General features: G+C 52.5%; 19 protein-coding genes. 17 read left to right on the top strand and 2 right to left on the bottom strand.

The genetic code is table 11. The features are described 5' to 3' along the window. The first annotated feature begins 107 nt into the window (after nucleotides 1–107). From KNP84_RS00500 to KNP84_RS00475, 6 genes are all read left to right on the top strand, one after another. Nucleotides 108–1,064: an L-lactate dehydrogenase gene (locus KNP84_RS00500; protein WP_021065732.1), complete on the top strand. Its 957-nt coding sequence runs from the start codon at nucleotides 108–110 to the stop codon at nucleotides 1,062–1,064. Nucleotides 1,065–1,219: 155 nt separating this feature from the next. Next, nucleotides 1,220–2,272, top strand: a complete 1,053-nt coding sequence (locus tag KNP84_RS00495) for a rhomboid family intramembrane serine protease (protein WP_215114035.1) — start codon at nucleotides 1,220–1,222, stop codon at nucleotides 2,270–2,272. Nucleotides 2,273–2,287: 15 nt separating this feature from the next. Then, nucleotides 2,288–3,310 carry a M42 family metallopeptidase gene (locus KNP84_RS00490; RefSeq protein WP_215114034.1) on the top strand — a complete coding sequence of 341 codons (1,023 nt, stop codon included), beginning with the start codon at nucleotides 2,288–2,290 and terminating at the stop codon, nucleotides 3,308–3,310. Next, complete coding sequence (locus tag KNP84_RS00485) at nucleotides 3,307–3,501, top strand: YqgQ family protein (RefSeq protein WP_021065735.1); 195 nt, start codon at nucleotides 3,307–3,309, stop codon at nucleotides 3,499–3,501. The genes KNP84_RS00490 and KNP84_RS00485 overlap by 4 nt, the downstream gene beginning before the upstream one ends. Nucleotides 3,502–3,594: 93 nt before the next feature. After that, nucleotides 3,595–4,557, top strand: coding sequence for an ROK family glucokinase (locus tag KNP84_RS00480; protein WP_214835158.1), 963 nt, complete (start codon nucleotides 3,595–3,597; stop codon nucleotides 4,555–4,557). 243 nt (nucleotides 4,558–4,800) lie between these two features. Beyond that, on the top strand, nucleotides 4,801–6,717 hold the full coding sequence (locus KNP84_RS00475; RefSeq protein WP_215114033.1) for an LTA synthase family protein: 1,917 nt from the start codon (nucleotides 4,801–4,803) through the stop codon (nucleotides 6,715–6,717). Between the two features lie 79 nt (nucleotides 6,718–6,796). On the opposite strand, the gene KNP84_RS00470 is transcribed toward KNP84_RS00475, so the two are convergent. Continuing rightward, nucleotides 6,797–6,976 (bottom strand): DUF2759 domain-containing protein, encoded by a 180-nt coding sequence (locus KNP84_RS00470; RefSeq protein ID WP_021067729.1) that lies wholly within the window; start codon nucleotides 6,974–6,976, stop codon nucleotides 6,797–6,799. A 157-nt stretch (nucleotides 6,977–7,133) separates the two neighbouring features. Between KNP84_RS00470 and KNP84_RS00465 the strand changes: the two genes are divergently transcribed. Beyond that, nucleotides 7,134–7,754, top strand: a complete 621-nt coding sequence (locus tag KNP84_RS00465) for an MBL fold metallo-hydrolase (RefSeq protein WP_029595255.1) — start codon at nucleotides 7,134–7,136, stop codon at nucleotides 7,752–7,754. Nucleotides 7,755–7,791: 37 nt separating this feature from the next. Here KNP84_RS00465 and KNP84_RS00460 read toward each other — a convergent pair whose 3' ends face one another. Beyond that, nucleotides 7,792–8,055, bottom strand: a complete 264-nt coding sequence (locus KNP84_RS00460) for a DUF2626 domain-containing protein (protein WP_021067727.1) — start codon at nucleotides 8,053–8,055, stop codon at nucleotides 7,792–7,794. A 249-nt stretch (nucleotides 8,056–8,304) separates the two neighbouring features. Between KNP84_RS00460 and KNP84_RS00455 the strand changes: the two genes are divergently transcribed. From KNP84_RS00455 to KNP84_RS00410, 10 genes are read left to right on the top strand one after another with little or no spacing between them, the layout of a single operon-like run. Continuing rightward, nucleotides 8,305–8,691 carry a Spx/MgsR family RNA polymerase-binding regulatory protein gene (locus tag KNP84_RS00455; RefSeq protein WP_021067726.1) on the top strand — a complete coding sequence of 129 codons (387 nt, stop codon included), beginning with the start codon at nucleotides 8,305–8,307 and terminating at the stop codon, nucleotides 8,689–8,691. A gap of 58 nt (nucleotides 8,692–8,749) precedes the next feature. Beyond that, nucleotides 8,750–9,556 carry an ATPase, T2SS/T4P/T4SS family gene (locus KNP84_RS00450; RefSeq protein ID WP_031200309.1) on the top strand — a complete coding sequence of 269 codons (807 nt, stop codon included), beginning with the start codon at nucleotides 8,750–8,752 and terminating at the stop codon, nucleotides 9,554–9,556. After that, nucleotides 9,538–10,515, top strand: coding sequence for a type II secretion system F family protein (locus KNP84_RS00445; RefSeq protein WP_021067724.1), 978 nt, complete (start codon nucleotides 9,538–9,540; stop codon nucleotides 10,513–10,515). Before KNP84_RS00450 ends, KNP84_RS00445 begins: the two co-directional genes overlap by 19 nt. A gap of 17 nt (nucleotides 10,516–10,532) precedes the next feature. Then, nucleotides 10,533–10,844 carry a prepilin-type N-terminal cleavage/methylation domain-containing protein gene (locus tag KNP84_RS00440; protein WP_021067723.1) on the top strand — a complete coding sequence of 104 codons (312 nt, stop codon included), beginning with the start codon at nucleotides 10,533–10,535 and terminating at the stop codon, nucleotides 10,842–10,844. Next, on the top strand, nucleotides 10,841–11,278 hold the full coding sequence (locus KNP84_RS00435; protein WP_021067722.1) for a prepilin-type N-terminal cleavage/methylation domain-containing protein: 438 nt from the start codon (nucleotides 10,841–10,843) through the stop codon (nucleotides 11,276–11,278). The genes KNP84_RS00440 and KNP84_RS00435 overlap by 4 nt, the downstream gene beginning before the upstream one ends. Next, nucleotides 11,265–11,501 (top strand): hypothetical protein, encoded by a 237-nt coding sequence (locus KNP84_RS00430; protein ID WP_131471258.1) that lies wholly within the window; start codon nucleotides 11,265–11,267, stop codon nucleotides 11,499–11,501. Before KNP84_RS00435 ends, KNP84_RS00430 begins: the two co-directional genes overlap by 14 nt. Beyond that, complete coding sequence (locus KNP84_RS00425) at nucleotides 11,437–11,919, top strand: prepilin-type N-terminal cleavage/methylation domain-containing protein (RefSeq protein ID WP_165569415.1); 483 nt, start codon at nucleotides 11,437–11,439, stop codon at nucleotides 11,917–11,919. Before KNP84_RS00430 ends, KNP84_RS00425 begins: the two co-directional genes overlap by 65 nt. Next, a complete protein-coding gene (locus KNP84_RS00420; protein WP_021067719.1) occupies nucleotides 11,919–12,197 on the top strand; it encodes a hypothetical protein in 279 nt (92 codons plus the stop codon). The genes KNP84_RS00425 and KNP84_RS00420 overlap by 1 nt, the downstream gene beginning before the upstream one ends. Further along, on the top strand, nucleotides 12,190–12,675 hold the full coding sequence (locus KNP84_RS00415; RefSeq protein ID WP_236355692.1) for a shikimate kinase: 486 nt from the start codon (nucleotides 12,190–12,192) through the stop codon (nucleotides 12,673–12,675). Before KNP84_RS00420 ends, KNP84_RS00415 begins: the two co-directional genes overlap by 8 nt. Beyond that, the gene (locus KNP84_RS00410; protein ID WP_021067717.1) at nucleotides 12,672–13,010 is read left to right on the top strand and encodes a hypothetical protein; all 339 of its coding nucleotides are present in this window, start codon (nucleotides 12,672–12,674) and stop codon (nucleotides 13,008–13,010) included. Before KNP84_RS00415 ends, KNP84_RS00410 begins: the two co-directional genes overlap by 4 nt. The last annotated feature ends 1 nt before the right edge of the window (nucleotide 13,011 follow it).

Genomic DNA, 13,011 nt, shown 5'->3' with positions numbered 1-13,011 from the left:
TGAAAACGGTTTCCTTAGTAGTGAGTGTTTGTGAATGATGTTACAATCTTTATGTAACAGACATAACAAAAACATGAAACAGATTGTTCGAAGGGTGGAGAATCAATATGGAAACATTAAATCATGCAAAAGTAACACGCGTCGCGCTAGTTGGGGCCGGAGCGGTCGGTGCCAGCTTTGCGTACCAATTGACGACAGCAAGTCTTTGTGAGGAACTCGTCATTATCGACATCAACAAATCGAAGGCGGAAGGCGAAGCGATGGACTTGAACCACGGCGTCTCGTTCGCTTCTTCACCGATGCGCGTCTGGGCAGGGGACTATACGGACTGTGGTGCAGCAGATATCGTCGTCATCACTGCCGGTGCTCCGCAAAAACCGGGTGAAACTCGCCTCGACCTCGTCGAGAAGAACGCCAAAATCATGAAATCGATGATTGGGGACATCATGGCATCTGGATTCGACGGCATCATCATCATCGCCTCGAACCCGGTCGACATCATGACACATTTGGCTTGGAAATACTCAGGTTTACCGAAACACCGCGTGTTCGGATCAGGAACGGTACTCGATACGTCACGTCTCCGTTACATGCTCGGCGACTATTTCAACGTCGATCCACGCAACTGCCACGCCTACATCATGGGTGAGCACGGAGACACGGAATTCGCGGCCTGGAGCAACGCCCGCATCTACGGGAAGTCGGTCGAGCAGTTGCTTGAAGAGAACGACGAATATACATGGGAAGACCTCGAAGACATCTACGTCAACGTTCGGGACGCGGCGTACCACATCATCGAGCGCAAAGGCGCGACATACTACGCCATCGGCCTCGGTTTGCTCCGTCTCGTCAAGGCTGTGCTCCGTAACGAGAACACGTTGTTGACGGTCGGCGCACATTTAGATGGTGAATACGGCTTGAACGATATCCATATCGGTGTACCGGCCATCATCAACCGCCAAGGAGTCCGTCAAGTCGTGGAAATCGAGTTGTCAGACGAAGAAAAACAAAAGATGCATCATTCGGCAGAAGTGTTATTGAAAACGATGCAACCTGTCTTATAAGAACGATTACTCGTTCTGTCATGACCGTAGTTGGCTACCGCCACTACGGTTTTTTTGTGGACCGACGGAAGAGCGGGGCAGATTGGGGCGATGCTCGATTTTGTCGTCCCGCCTAAATTCCTTTAGAATGAAAGTATAGAAGGAGGTGAGCCAACATGACAGAACCAGCATGTTTTTGGGAAGATGTATATCGTGCCGTCGAAGCAGGAGGACGCATCGAGGGCGTCTTAGAGCCGTCGCGGGCACTTTTATTGTTCGACACGAAAGCCGGGGATGTCTATCACCTCTACATACGGACAGATAAGGCGTGGGCGAACCATGTCGCCTTGGACGTCGAGGCGGTCATGAACTCGTTTCGCTTGGCCCGAATCGGCCGCGAGAAGCTCCATGTCCACATTTATGGTGACCCGCTCGTCGATGAAGAGCGTCTGTCGTCGCTCAAGTTCCCGATTGCGGCAAAAGTGAAGCTCGAGATGCGGCCGTGCGCCGAAACGGAAACGTCATATCGCCCGCGTGCCGTCGCTCTCGACCAACAACGGAAAAATGAACTGAAGCAACGGTTCGCCTTTGGGAAGCCTCAGTTCGTCTATGCGCTCATGTTCGTGACGTTCCTCGTCATGTGGTTCGCCGAATCAATCGGCTCGACGCTCGATCCGAACACGCTCATCCGCTTCGGTGCGAAAGTGAATCCTCTCATCGACGAAGGAGAATGGTGGCGACTGATCACACCGATGTTCCTTCATATCGGTTGGTTCCATTTCGCCATCAACATGTTCGCGCTCTGGTCACTCGGCCCGCTCGTGGAACGGATGTACGGGTCGACGCGTTTCGCCACCATTTATCTGTTGGCAGGTGTCATCGCCACGGTCGCCTCGTATGCGTTCAGCGAAGCCATCTCGGCCGGCGCGTCCGGGGCATTGTTTGGGCTTGTCGGCGCACTGCTCTATTTCGGACTGCGCGACCGCTCCTTATTTATGAAGACACTCGGCCCTCCACTGTTTATTATGTTAGGATTAAACGTGGGACTCGCTTTCGTCCTTGGCGCTAGTTTGGACCATTCCGCACATGCGGGTGGACTCGTCGGGGGCTTTCTGATGGCGGGAGTGGTCGGCTTACCGGATGAACACGTGAAGAAACGTCGCCTGCTATTTGCGGGGCTCATGTTCGTGGCGTCCGGCGCATTATTTTGGCTCGGCTACAATCGATGACAAAGGAGTAAGGGTATGATTGAAACGTTGAAGCAATTGGTTGAAATTCCAAGTCCGTCCGGGATGACGGACGAGGCAATCGGATTCGTCGAACAAGAACTGTCGGCACTCGGGATCCCCACGAAACGCTTGAACAAAGGGGCGCTTCTGGCGACATTTGAGGGCAAATCGGATCGAGCACGTCTGTTGACGGCCCATGTCGATACGCTCGGCGCGATGGTGAAAGAAATCTTGCCGAGCGGCCGCTTGCGCTTGACGCAAGTCGGCGGATACGCCTGGACCGCAATCGAAGGGGAGAACTGTCTGGTTCATGCCGAGACGGGTGCGCCGATTGAAGGAACGATTCTCATTCATCAATCGAGCGTCCATGTCTATAAGGACACGAATAGCGCCGAACGGACGGCGTCAACGATCGAAGTGCGCTTGGACGCGGACGTCCATACAGCCGAAGACGTAAGGTCCCTCGGCATCGAGGTCGGGGACTTCGTCTCGTTCGACCCGCGCTTCCGTCAGACCGACGCCGGTTATATCAAATCACGTCATCTCGATGACAAGGCGTCCGTTGCCATCTTGCTCGATTTGGCGAAAGATCTGGTCGAGGCGGAGTTGCCACACCCGGTCCATTACTTGATCTCGAACTATGAAGAGGTCGGGTTCGGGGGAAACGCCGGAATTCCCGAGGCGGTGACTGAATATATCGCTGTCGATATGGGTGCGCTCGGGGACGGGCAACACTCTGACGAGTATACAGTTTCGATTTGTGCGAAAGATTCGTCAGGCCCGTATGATCTCGGGTTGCGCCGTCAATTCACCGCGCTATGCCGTAAACATGACATCGCCCATAAAGTCGATATCTATCCGTACTATGGATCGGACGCCTCGGCTGCAATCGGAGCCGGCTACGATGTGCGCCACGCGCTCGTCGGACCAGGCATCGAGTCAAGCCATAGCTATGAGCGGACGCATCTCAAATCGCTCGAAGCGACGCGAGAACTGCTGTACCGTTTCGTGCTCACCGCGATGGAGGACGAACGATGAAAAATTTTTATGACGTCCAGCAATTTTTGAAATCGTTCGGCACGATCATTTATATCGGTGAGCGCGATGCCGAGATCGGGCTCATGATGATGGAACTCGATGAGTTGCATGCGGGCGGAATGATTGAGCAACGGGAATATGACACGGCCAAGATTATTTTGACCCATGAACTGAAAAATTCAAGAGATTGACAGAAAAACCCCTAGTGCAAAGGTTTGCACTAGGGGTTTAATAGTGTAAACTATGGGATGAAAGCGATTTAATCGAGACGAGGAGTGGAACACATGAAGTGGTTATTAGGAATCGACATTGGTGGAACGACGGTGAAGATGGCCGTCCTCGATATGAACGGGATTATTTCTGACAAGTGGGAGATTACAACGGATATTCGTGAGAACGGGGTACATATTCCGACTGATATTGCCGCTTCATTCGAAGCCTATTTAGAAACGTCGGGCAAAGCGAAGCAAGATTTCGCAGGAGCGGGCATCGGGGCACCAGGCTTCGTCAACTTTTCAGAAGGTGTGGTCGAATATTCACCAAACATCGGCTGGAAAAACTTTGCGCTCGTCAGCGAGTTCGAGAAAGCGGTCGGTTTGCCGGCCGTCTTAGAGAATGACGCCAACGCTGCCGCACTCGGTGAAATGTGGAAAGGGGCAGGCGAAGGCGCGTCAGAACTGCTCGCCATCACGCTCGGCACAGGCGTCGGCGGCGGTGTCATCACGAACGGCAATATCGTCCACGGGGCTGCTGGTATGGCTGGGGAGATTGGCCATATCACGGTTGAACGTGACGAGTCGAAAGCCGTCATGTGTGGCTGCGGCCGTAAAGGTTGCATCGAGACGATTGCTTCGGCTACAGGGGTCGCCCGTCTGGCGCTCCAAAAACGTAAAGGTCGGACGACGTCATTGAACGAACTGAACGAAGTGACGGCACGCGACGTGTTCGAAGCTTATAAAGCGAACGATGTCGTCGCGACAGAAGTCGTGAACGAGATGACCGAATATCTTGGATTGACGATTTCGAATATCGCCAACACGTTGAACCCGAAGATGATCGTCATCGGCGGAGGCGTCTCGAAAGCACGCGAAGCACTCCTCGAGCCGCTCGACGAGCAGTTCAAACGGTTCGCCCTCGAGCGCGTCTATGCGTCGACGGCGTTCAAAATCGCGGAACTCGAGAACGATGCGGGTGTCATCGGTTGTGCGTGGCTCGCTCGTAAACACTTTATCCCGACTCGTGTATAACGTTTGTCCATGTACGCCTGCGATTTGACGCAGGCGTGTTTTTTAATTGGAACGGGTATGGGATAATGTAAAATTTGTAATGACGGAGTTGATTTTTTGTTAAAAAAGGGGTAAGATTTGGACTTGATACCGGACTGTTATCGTACGTGAAATGGATAACAAGCCAATTGGACTTATAAAAAAATAGGGGGGACGCGAATCAGTTGATCTCGTCGCCCGTTGAACAGAGGAGGAGGCCGTCAGATGAAGTCATCTCAGAGCTTCTCGAAGCTTACTATGCGACTGAATGATACGGTCCGCGCTTCGTTTCATGAATATCGGTTATTTTGGATTTTCTCGCTATTACTTTGGACGAAGACGTACGTAGTTTACCAATTTTTCTTCAATATCCCGATTGAAAACACCGCTCAGGCATTCATTCTGCTGATCAGCCCGATCAGCTCCACTCTATTCCTATTCGCGTTCAGTTTCTTCTTTAAAGGAAATAAGCAGAAATGGGTCTTGTACATGCTGTATGCCGCAGCATCGTTCATCTTGTTTGCGGATGCCGTCTATTACCGCGAGTTTACCGACTACTTGACGATGCCGGTCATCTTGCAACCGTCGAACATGGAGACGTTGTCGACATCGTTCACGTCACTGTTGGAATGGAAAGATTTGATTATCCTCGGGGACGTGCTCGTCTTGCCGTTCATCCTATGGCGCATCAACGCGACAGCGACGGCTGCCTCTCATCGGAGAGCGCTCGTGACATTCGCGACGGCCGTCGTCGTGTTCTTGTTCAACTTGTCGCTCGCTGAAACAGAGCGTCCGGAACTGTTGACTCGTTCGTTCGACCGGGAACTGTTGGTCAAGAATATCGGGACGTTCAACTTCCACGTCTACGATGCGATGCTTCAAACGAAAACGTCGGCTCAGAAGGCGATGGCTGACGGGTCAGAACTCGCCAAAATCGAGAAGTACACCCGTCAACACTATGCAGCACCGAACCCGGACTACTTCGGGAAGTATAAAGGCAAGAACGTGGTCGTCGTCTCGTTCGAGTCGGCCCAAAACTTCACGCACAACATGAAAGCGTCGAACGGCGAGTACATCACACCGAACTTGAACAAACTGATCGAAGAGTCCCACTACTGGCCGAACTATTACCATACGGTCGGCCAAGGGAAGACGTCGGATGCCGAGTTCGCACTCGACAACTCGCTATACGGACTTCCGCGTGGTGCCGTCTACTTCACGAACGCCGATAATGAGTATCAGGCACTCCCTGAATTGATTAAGGAAGACAATTACTACTCGGCCGTGTTCCATGCGAACAACAAATCGTTCTGGAACCGGGACTTGATGTATCAAAACATCGGCGTCGACCAGTTCTTCGATGAGAAGAGCTATGACCTCGGCAACCCCGAGGACATGACGGAGTGGGGACTGCTCGATGACAGCTTCTTCGAACAGTCGATTCCGATGCTCGAAGAGCTGCCGGAACCGTTCTATGCGAAGTTCATCACGCTCACGAACCACTTCCCGTACACGATGCCGAGCGAGGACTACGAACTCGTGCCGAAATTCGAGACGAGTTCGACGACACTCAACAACTTCCCACAAGCGCTCGCGTATCAAGATTATGCGCTCGGCTTGTTCATCGACGAGTTGAAGGCGAACGGCATGTGGGACGACACGATTTTCGTCGTCTACGGTGACCATTACGGAATCTCGACGAACCATAACGACGCCATGGCCGACTTGCTCGGCAAAGACGAGTTGACGCCATACGACGTCGCCAAGCTCCAGTCCGTCCCGTTCGCGGTTCATCTACCGGGACAAGACAAGGGTGAAGTGCACGAGACGATCGGCAGTCATATCGATATGAAGCCGACGATCTTGCACTTGCTCGGGATCGATACGTCGGACACGGTAGGCTTCGGAAGTGACTTGTTATCGGAAGACCGGACGAGCCGCGCCATCTTCCGGGATGGCACCGTCATCACCGACGAATACGTGTGGACGCAATCGACATGCTATGACGCTTCGAGCGGTGAAGTCGTCGAGGACGTCTCGCTCTGTGGACCGGATAGTGCAGAAGCAGAGAAGATTCTCCAAATGAACGATGATTTGATTTACTCAGATTTGCTCCGCTTCAAAGAGCAGACCGAACAATAACAAATAGCGCCGTCCCGCTTAGCCGGGACGGCGCTATTTGTTATACAAAAAAAGACGACCAGAGTCGTCTTCGTGCTCATTAGCTTGGGATTCCACCGTAAATCAATGTCGCGACGCCGAAAAATCCGAATACGAGTACAGTGACCGCGGCGAAAGCAAGTGGAAAGAATTGGCGCTTCTTAAACGAACGGGCCATTCCCCAGATTGCAACGAGTGCAACGATGAGCGAAATCCATCCAAATGGTTCATACAAATGCATGACGAGTTCCCCCTTTATTATACGTCATGAAATTCATAAAAATTTCACTGAAATATCATTATTATTTTATCCGATAATGTAGACGCTGTCGAGAAAAGAAAGCCTCCGCTACAATTTTGCCACAATATCGATTAGAATGATGGGGGAGGTGTTCTGGATGAACATAGTAAGAATCACATCGGGCCTGGCCCAAGAGAACGGATACGTACTCGAAAAAGAAGGTACGGTCCTCATCGTCGACCCGGGCACGGATGACCCGAAATTCTTCGAGGCAGTTGAACGATTCGGTGGCTTGAACGCCATTCTGTTGACACATGCCCACTTTGACCATATCGGGGGAATCGATGCCTTGCGTGACCGTTACAACGTCCCGGTCTACGTCCATGAAGCGGAACGGACGTGGCTGATGGACGACGAGAAGAACGGGGCGGCGAAGTTTCATCTGCCAAGTGCGGCGATGCGACCGGCCGAACGGATCTACCAAGGCAAGACGCTCGAAATCGGTGCGTTCACCATCGAGTTGCATCACACGCCGGGTCATTCGCCGGGCAGCGTCACGCTTCACTTCCCGACCGAACGCATCGCCTTCTGTGGGGATTTGATTTTCAAACAGTCGGTCGGACGAACCGATTTGTACGGTGGTGACCAAGCGACGTTGCTTGGATCGATCGATCGCATGCGTCAGTTATTACCGGGTGAAACGGTGCTCTATTCAGGTCATGGACCAAAGACGACGCTCGAGGCCGAGATTCGGACGAATCCGTTTTTCGACAGATAACTAAAAAAAGATTGTCTCACGAGGAGACAATCTTTTTTTACATTTGGAAGTTACTCCAATACGTGAAGACGACGAAGAAGACAGTCAAATAAGCGCCGAACACGTATACATACGTTTTTTCAGTGAGTTTCAAGTAGCCTAGTGCGACGAAGAAAATAGTTTGAGCTAAAAAGACAAGACCCATTACGACGAAGTCACCACTATGTTCGCTACTGCTTTGATCTCCACCGAGTGCGCCTACGAAAGCAAGCGCCGCGATCAACCCAGTCCAAAAGCCTAGGACACGGAACATTCTCGCCATGTTAATCCCCCCATACGTGCATTATTCCATTCTCATTCACTATTTTACCAACACATTCAGAAAAATGCTATGAAAACGTGTGAATTGAGCAAAATAATCGTGAAAAATATGTGAAATAAAAACGTTGGGCAAGGTTGTACAAAAAAATAAAAAAACTTGTACAAACTATGTACAAAACGGGTATAAGGTTGTATAATCAACTTACACACATCGAACGAATCGTTCCACACATTATGAGGAGGTATTGAAATGGCAAATGAATTGATGTTCTACACGTACCCGAGCTGTACTTCATGCCGTAAGACGAAAGCGTTTTTACAGGAGCAGCACCTTGAGGTTAGCGAGCGCCATATCTTCCGCAACGCCCCGACCGTGGACGAATTGAAGACGCTATTGGCACTGAGCGAAAACGGAGTCGACTCGCTTCTTGCAACGAGAAGTCAGGCGTTCAAGCAATTAGACATTGACGTCGAAGATTTAAAGCTGAGCGAGTTGCTCAAGTTGATGAGCGAAAATCCGAAACTATTGAAACGCCCGATTTTGACGGATGGCAACGAAGTCATTGTCGGTTATGACAAGGCGACAATCGAGGCGTATGCCCGCCGTTTCGAATCGACAACTGCAAACGTTTCATGACACAAGTCCACTTTCCAACGAGTGGGCTTTTTTTTATGCTCAAGTTGAGGTGGCGGAGATGATACGAATGATTGAGCGAGTGATTGATGCGGCACGTACGTTGCAGGCAAGTGATGTCCATTTCATGCCGTTAGGGGACGAGGTGATGATTCAAGTACGGCATGGGGCACACTTGCAACGATTGGAGATGATGACACATACAGACTATGAACGATTGACCTTACATATGAAGTATTGGTGCTCGTTGACGGAAACAGATCATCGCGTGCCCCAGTCCGGTATGTACGCCGGGTCAGTTGAGGCAATCCGGGTCACTTTCCTACCATCGTTCGACCGTACGCTCATGTCGTGGCGGCTTCCGAACGCCTCGTTCCACTTAGCGGAGTTGTTAGATGACAAGGACGTCCATCGGTTCAACGAATGGTCGACGTTTCGGCAAGGTCTGCTCTTAATCGGGGGCGCGACCGGGGCGGGGAAGACGACCGTCCTATATGCGTTTTTACAAAGTTTGGCCGGTCGACGCATCGTCACGATTGAGAACCCTCCGGAGAAGCAAGTGCCGGGCGTGATTCAACTCGAAGTCAATCCGAAAGCGGGACTCGACCATCGCACGTTGCTGAAAGAGACGCTCCGGGCCGATCCGGATGTGATTGTCATCGGAGAGATCAGGACGAGTGAGGAGTTGAGGGTGGCGCATGATGCGGCACTCAGCGGTCATATGACGATTGCGACGTTCCATACGGCGAGTGTGACCGATGGCGAACGGCGACTCGAACAGCTCACGGGGAAGATGGAAGTCACACGGCATTGGTGCATCCTGCACCGGGAAGACGAGGTGAGCTGTACGTGGTCCGAGACCAATTGAGCAAGGAGTTGGCCATCATTCGCCGCTTCCTCAGACTCCAGTCACGTGGAGTCGGGTTGAAGAAGACGTTCGAGACGCTCGAACTGCATGAACGTGGAAAAATGAAGCTAGCCATCCGTGAGATGCGGAATCAACTTGAGCAAGGACGCCCGCTCGCCAACGTGTTCGAGGGACTCGTCACCGACCCGAGGATGCGAGAGATGCTCGTCACAGCCGAACGGGGTCATCATTTTTTGGAAGGGCTTGAGCAAGTGCTCGTCTTATCGACGATGCGCCGCAATCTACGGCAAGAACTCAGCCAGTTGGCACGGTACCCGCTCGTGATTTTGACGATGCTGCTCGGGCTCGGTGCGATTTACGCCCTGTATATCTTCCCAAAGCTGTTGACGATGGTAGAGGTCGATACGCTCGATGGGCTGAACGCGATTCTTCTGTCGCGATGGTTTTTCCCAGGTCTGTTCGTCGGATTGCTCGTGACTGGGGCCGGCCTCTATTGGAACGGCCGACGCGGCCGACTCGTGCCGCTACGTGTCGTCGAGAGAGGTAGACGGCTGTACGTGACGTACTTGTTCGTCAGTGAGTTAGCCTTGTTGAGTGAAGGACAGGGTTCGGTCCGTCACATCATCGAGCGGCTGTCACGAGGAGACGGTGAAGTGGCGAGCATCGCGAGACGGATGCATGAGCGCATGTCGGCCGGGTGCGAACTCGAGGCGGCGGCGCGGCAAGAGCGTTTGCTCGAGCATGAAGTCGTCAGTCTGTTCGGCGTCGGGACGGTGAGCGGGGAGCTCGGATCAATCATGATGATTCATCGGGATCTCGTGTTCGAAGAGATGGAGCTGTATTGGAAGCAGCTGATCGCCAAGGCGGAACCGATGTTATACGGATTTTTAACGGTGATGGTCACGATGATCTTTTATACGATTTATTTGCCGGTCAAACTAATCATGTCTCAACTATGACAAGGAGGAATCTGATTATGACACGCTTCAAATCAGAACAAGGATTCACGCTCGTCGAAATGGCCGCCGTCTTGCTAATTATCTCGGTGTTGCTCTTGCTCCTCGTCCCGTCGATGTCAGACGGGAAGTCACGAGCGGACAGCGTCAGTTGCGAGGGCAGTGTGCGCATCGTCGAGTCCGAAATCAATTTGTATTACGCGGAACATAAAGCGTACCCTGAGACGTTAGTGGCGATCGACCGTGCCACGACTGAGAGTCCGCTCGAATACAGTTGTCAGTCGCTCGTGTACACGTATGCGCCGACGACCGGTACGTTGACGAAACAGTGAGGCGAGACGGCTATACGTTAATCGAGACGGCGGCCGTCCTCGTCATTTTGGCACTCCTGCTCCTCATGGCGACCCCGGTCGTCCGGTCGATGGACCGGTTGGCATTATTCGATTTCACGGAGGCGCTCGTGAGTGACATCGCCGAAGTGGGACAAGCGCCCTACGTCGCCGCCGACGGCTCGTGTGTGCCGCGTTTACGTTGGTATCTCAAAGAACGGCGCTACCAAATCGCTTGCGGGACGACACCAATCGTGTCCCGCGTGGTGCCGGAAGGGGTCAATCTGAGTTTGCCGACCAATAGTGAAATCGTCTTTTCACGCACGGCAGCGACGTATGCGGGACAGTGGAAGTTCTATTCAGGAACGACGATGGTGACGTTGAAATTCAGGATGGGGACGTACGAGCCGGAGGTGTTGCGCGTTGAAGGGAAATGAGCAAGGAGTCACGTTTTGGGAGATTTGCCTCAGTCTGGCGCTCTTACTGGCTTGGGTCGGTGTCGTTGCCCCATTCATCGAGGCGGCGACGGAACGGGTCGAGCGCCTCGAGACGACCGTCCGTAAGTATGAACGGCTCCAAGGGGAGGTGCTGCGCGATGCCGCGAACCCGAGCGGACGCCAAACAATCTGTGACGGCGACCTTTGCCTGCCGACGCTTTGATTCGGGCTTCACCTTGCTCGAAGTGAGTCTCACGATGTTGATCATCCCGCTCTTCATCGGGCTGATGGTCCACTTCCTCGTCCTCGGACAAGCATTTTATGAACAACCTCGGGCGAAAGTTCAGACGACGCCGCAACTGATGGTGCGGAAACTGTTCGAGAGCCGCGATTGTGACGTCGTGTCGGGCCGTCTCGTCGGTACGCACGTGCGCCCGGACGGGACGACATGGACGTGGACGCTCAAACAAATCGACCGGAACTTGGTCATGGTCGGAGACGGGGGAGGGAATTTGCTATTTTTAAGAGGAATCGAGGCGTACCGGGTCGAACCGGTAGGGGAAGGTTTTCGAATTCAATGGAACGATGCGACCGGGCCGCGCGAGAAGAACGTGATGTGCATGCGCGCGGATACTTTGTGATGTCGACGTTAATCGTATTGACGTGGTTACTCGGCGGGGCGATGTTTTGGTATACTGATATCGAACGAAGCACTGAACAATTGGCGCTCGATGCCTTGGCGATTCGCTTCGAGGCTCACGTGATGGTGGCGGAGCGGACGTGCGGGTCGACCGCGGTCGCGTTGACGAGACCGACCGGCACGATCCAATGCCGTCCGCTCGGCACTGGGACGATTGAGGTCGACGTACGCCTTCAGACCGGTGAACGACATAAAGAGGTGATTTATTTCGATGACTAAACCGTTTTACATCATTGGATTTATGGGTACAGGTAAATCAAGCTTAAAACAATATCTTGCAAAATCGAATCACGTCATCGATTTAGACGAGTTGTTTGAAACACATACCGGTATGGACATCCCGGCATATTTCGATCGTTACGGCGAAGCAGCGTTTCGGCTCCAAGAGAGTCGACTGTTACAAAATGCGCGCGCTGACTATATCGTGACGGGCGGAGGGATTGTTGAACGGGAAGCGAATATGGAATGGATGCGAGAGCAAGGTGTCATCATCACGCTCGACTTGCCGTTTGAAGCTTGTTGGGAACGGATTAAAGACTCGGACCGTCCACTCGTTCGTAACGGAAAAGCGGCCGTTCATGCATTGTACGAACGTCGTCGACCGCTCTATGCGCGCGCAAATCACGTGCTTGACGCTTCGCTCTGCACAGAGGCCATCGCGCATACATTGAATCAGTTGAAGGAGGTAGAAGGATGATTTGGATTAATCTTGGGATTATCGTACTCGCACTTGTCGGGCTCGGCTTGTATGGCTTCTTATTGTACCGTAATAAAATGAAGGCAGACCTTCGTCGCGTGAAGCGCTTGACGGAACGGTTCCAAATCCGTGCCGACGTCATCCAAGGGCTCGTCAATGAGATTAAACAACACGTGGATACGGTCAATGCATCGGTGAAACAGATGAAAGCCTATTCGGTGAAAGTGAAGGACGAGACGATGGAGCTGAAACAAGCGACCGTCGGCTTGACGAAAGAAATTAAACGGACCGCCGGAATCGAACGCCCAGACGTTTCCACTGAGACTAAAATATGAA

It is taken from the genome of Exiguobacterium sp. s70 (assembly GCF_018618315.1).
GTDB classification, from domain to species: Bacteria; Bacillota; Bacilli; order Exiguobacteriales; family Exiguobacteriaceae; genus Exiguobacterium; species Exiguobacterium chiriqhucha.
The sequence above is the reverse complement of the archived record's forward strand: the minus strand, read 5'-3'. Positions and strand labels throughout refer to the sequence as shown.

Excerpts from the sequence above, each read along its gene's own strand:
- KNP84_RS00500 (WP_021065732.1), top strand. The coding sequence starts at position 108 with ATGGAAACATTAAATCATGCAAAAGTAACACGCGTCGCGCTAGTTGGG.
- KNP84_RS00495 (WP_215114035.1), top strand. The coding sequence starts at position 1,220 with ATGACAGAACCAGCATGTTTTTGGGAAGATGTATATCGTGCCGTCGAA.
- KNP84_RS00490 (WP_215114034.1), top strand. The coding sequence starts at position 2,288 with ATGATTGAAACGTTGAAGCAATTGGTTGAAATTCCAAGTCCGTCCGGG.
- KNP84_RS00485 (WP_021065735.1), top strand. The coding sequence starts at position 3,307 with ATGAAAAATTTTTATGACGTCCAGCAATTTTTGAAATCGTTCGGCACG.
- KNP84_RS00480 (WP_214835158.1), top strand. The coding sequence starts at position 3,595 with ATGAAGTGGTTATTAGGAATCGACATTGGTGGAACGACGGTGAAGATG.
- KNP84_RS00475 (WP_215114033.1), top strand. The coding sequence starts at position 4,801 with ATGAAGTCATCTCAGAGCTTCTCGAAGCTTACTATGCGACTGAATGAT.
- KNP84_RS00470 (WP_021067729.1), bottom strand. The coding sequence starts at position 6,976 with ATGCATTTGTATGAACCATTTGGATGGATTTCGCTCATCGTTGCACTC.
- KNP84_RS00465 (WP_029595255.1), top strand. The coding sequence starts at position 7,134 with ATGAACATAGTAAGAATCACATCGGGCCTGGCCCAAGAGAACGGATAC.
- KNP84_RS00460 (WP_021067727.1), bottom strand. The coding sequence starts at position 8,055 with ATGGCGAGAATGTTCCGTGTCCTAGGCTTTTGGACTGGGTTGATCGCG.
- KNP84_RS00455 (WP_021067726.1), top strand. The coding sequence starts at position 8,305 with ATGGCAAATGAATTGATGTTCTACACGTACCCGAGCTGTACTTCATGC.
- KNP84_RS00450 (WP_031200309.1), top strand. The coding sequence starts at position 8,750 with ATGATACGAATGATTGAGCGAGTGATTGATGCGGCACGTACGTTGCAG.
- KNP84_RS00440 (WP_021067723.1), top strand. The coding sequence starts at position 10,533 with ATGACACGCTTCAAATCAGAACAAGGATTCACGCTCGTCGAAATGGCC.
- KNP84_RS00425 (WP_165569415.1), top strand. The coding sequence starts at position 11,437 with ATGCCGCGAACCCGAGCGGACGCCAAACAATCTGTGACGGCGACCTTT.
- KNP84_RS00420 (WP_021067719.1), top strand. The coding sequence starts at position 11,919 with ATGTCGACGTTAATCGTATTGACGTGGTTACTCGGCGGGGCGATGTTT.
- KNP84_RS00415 (WP_236355692.1), top strand. The coding sequence starts at position 12,190 with ATGACTAAACCGTTTTACATCATTGGATTTATGGGTACAGGTAAATCA.
- KNP84_RS00410 (WP_021067717.1), top strand. The coding sequence starts at position 12,672 with ATGATTTGGATTAATCTTGGGATTATCGTACTCGCACTTGTCGGGCTC.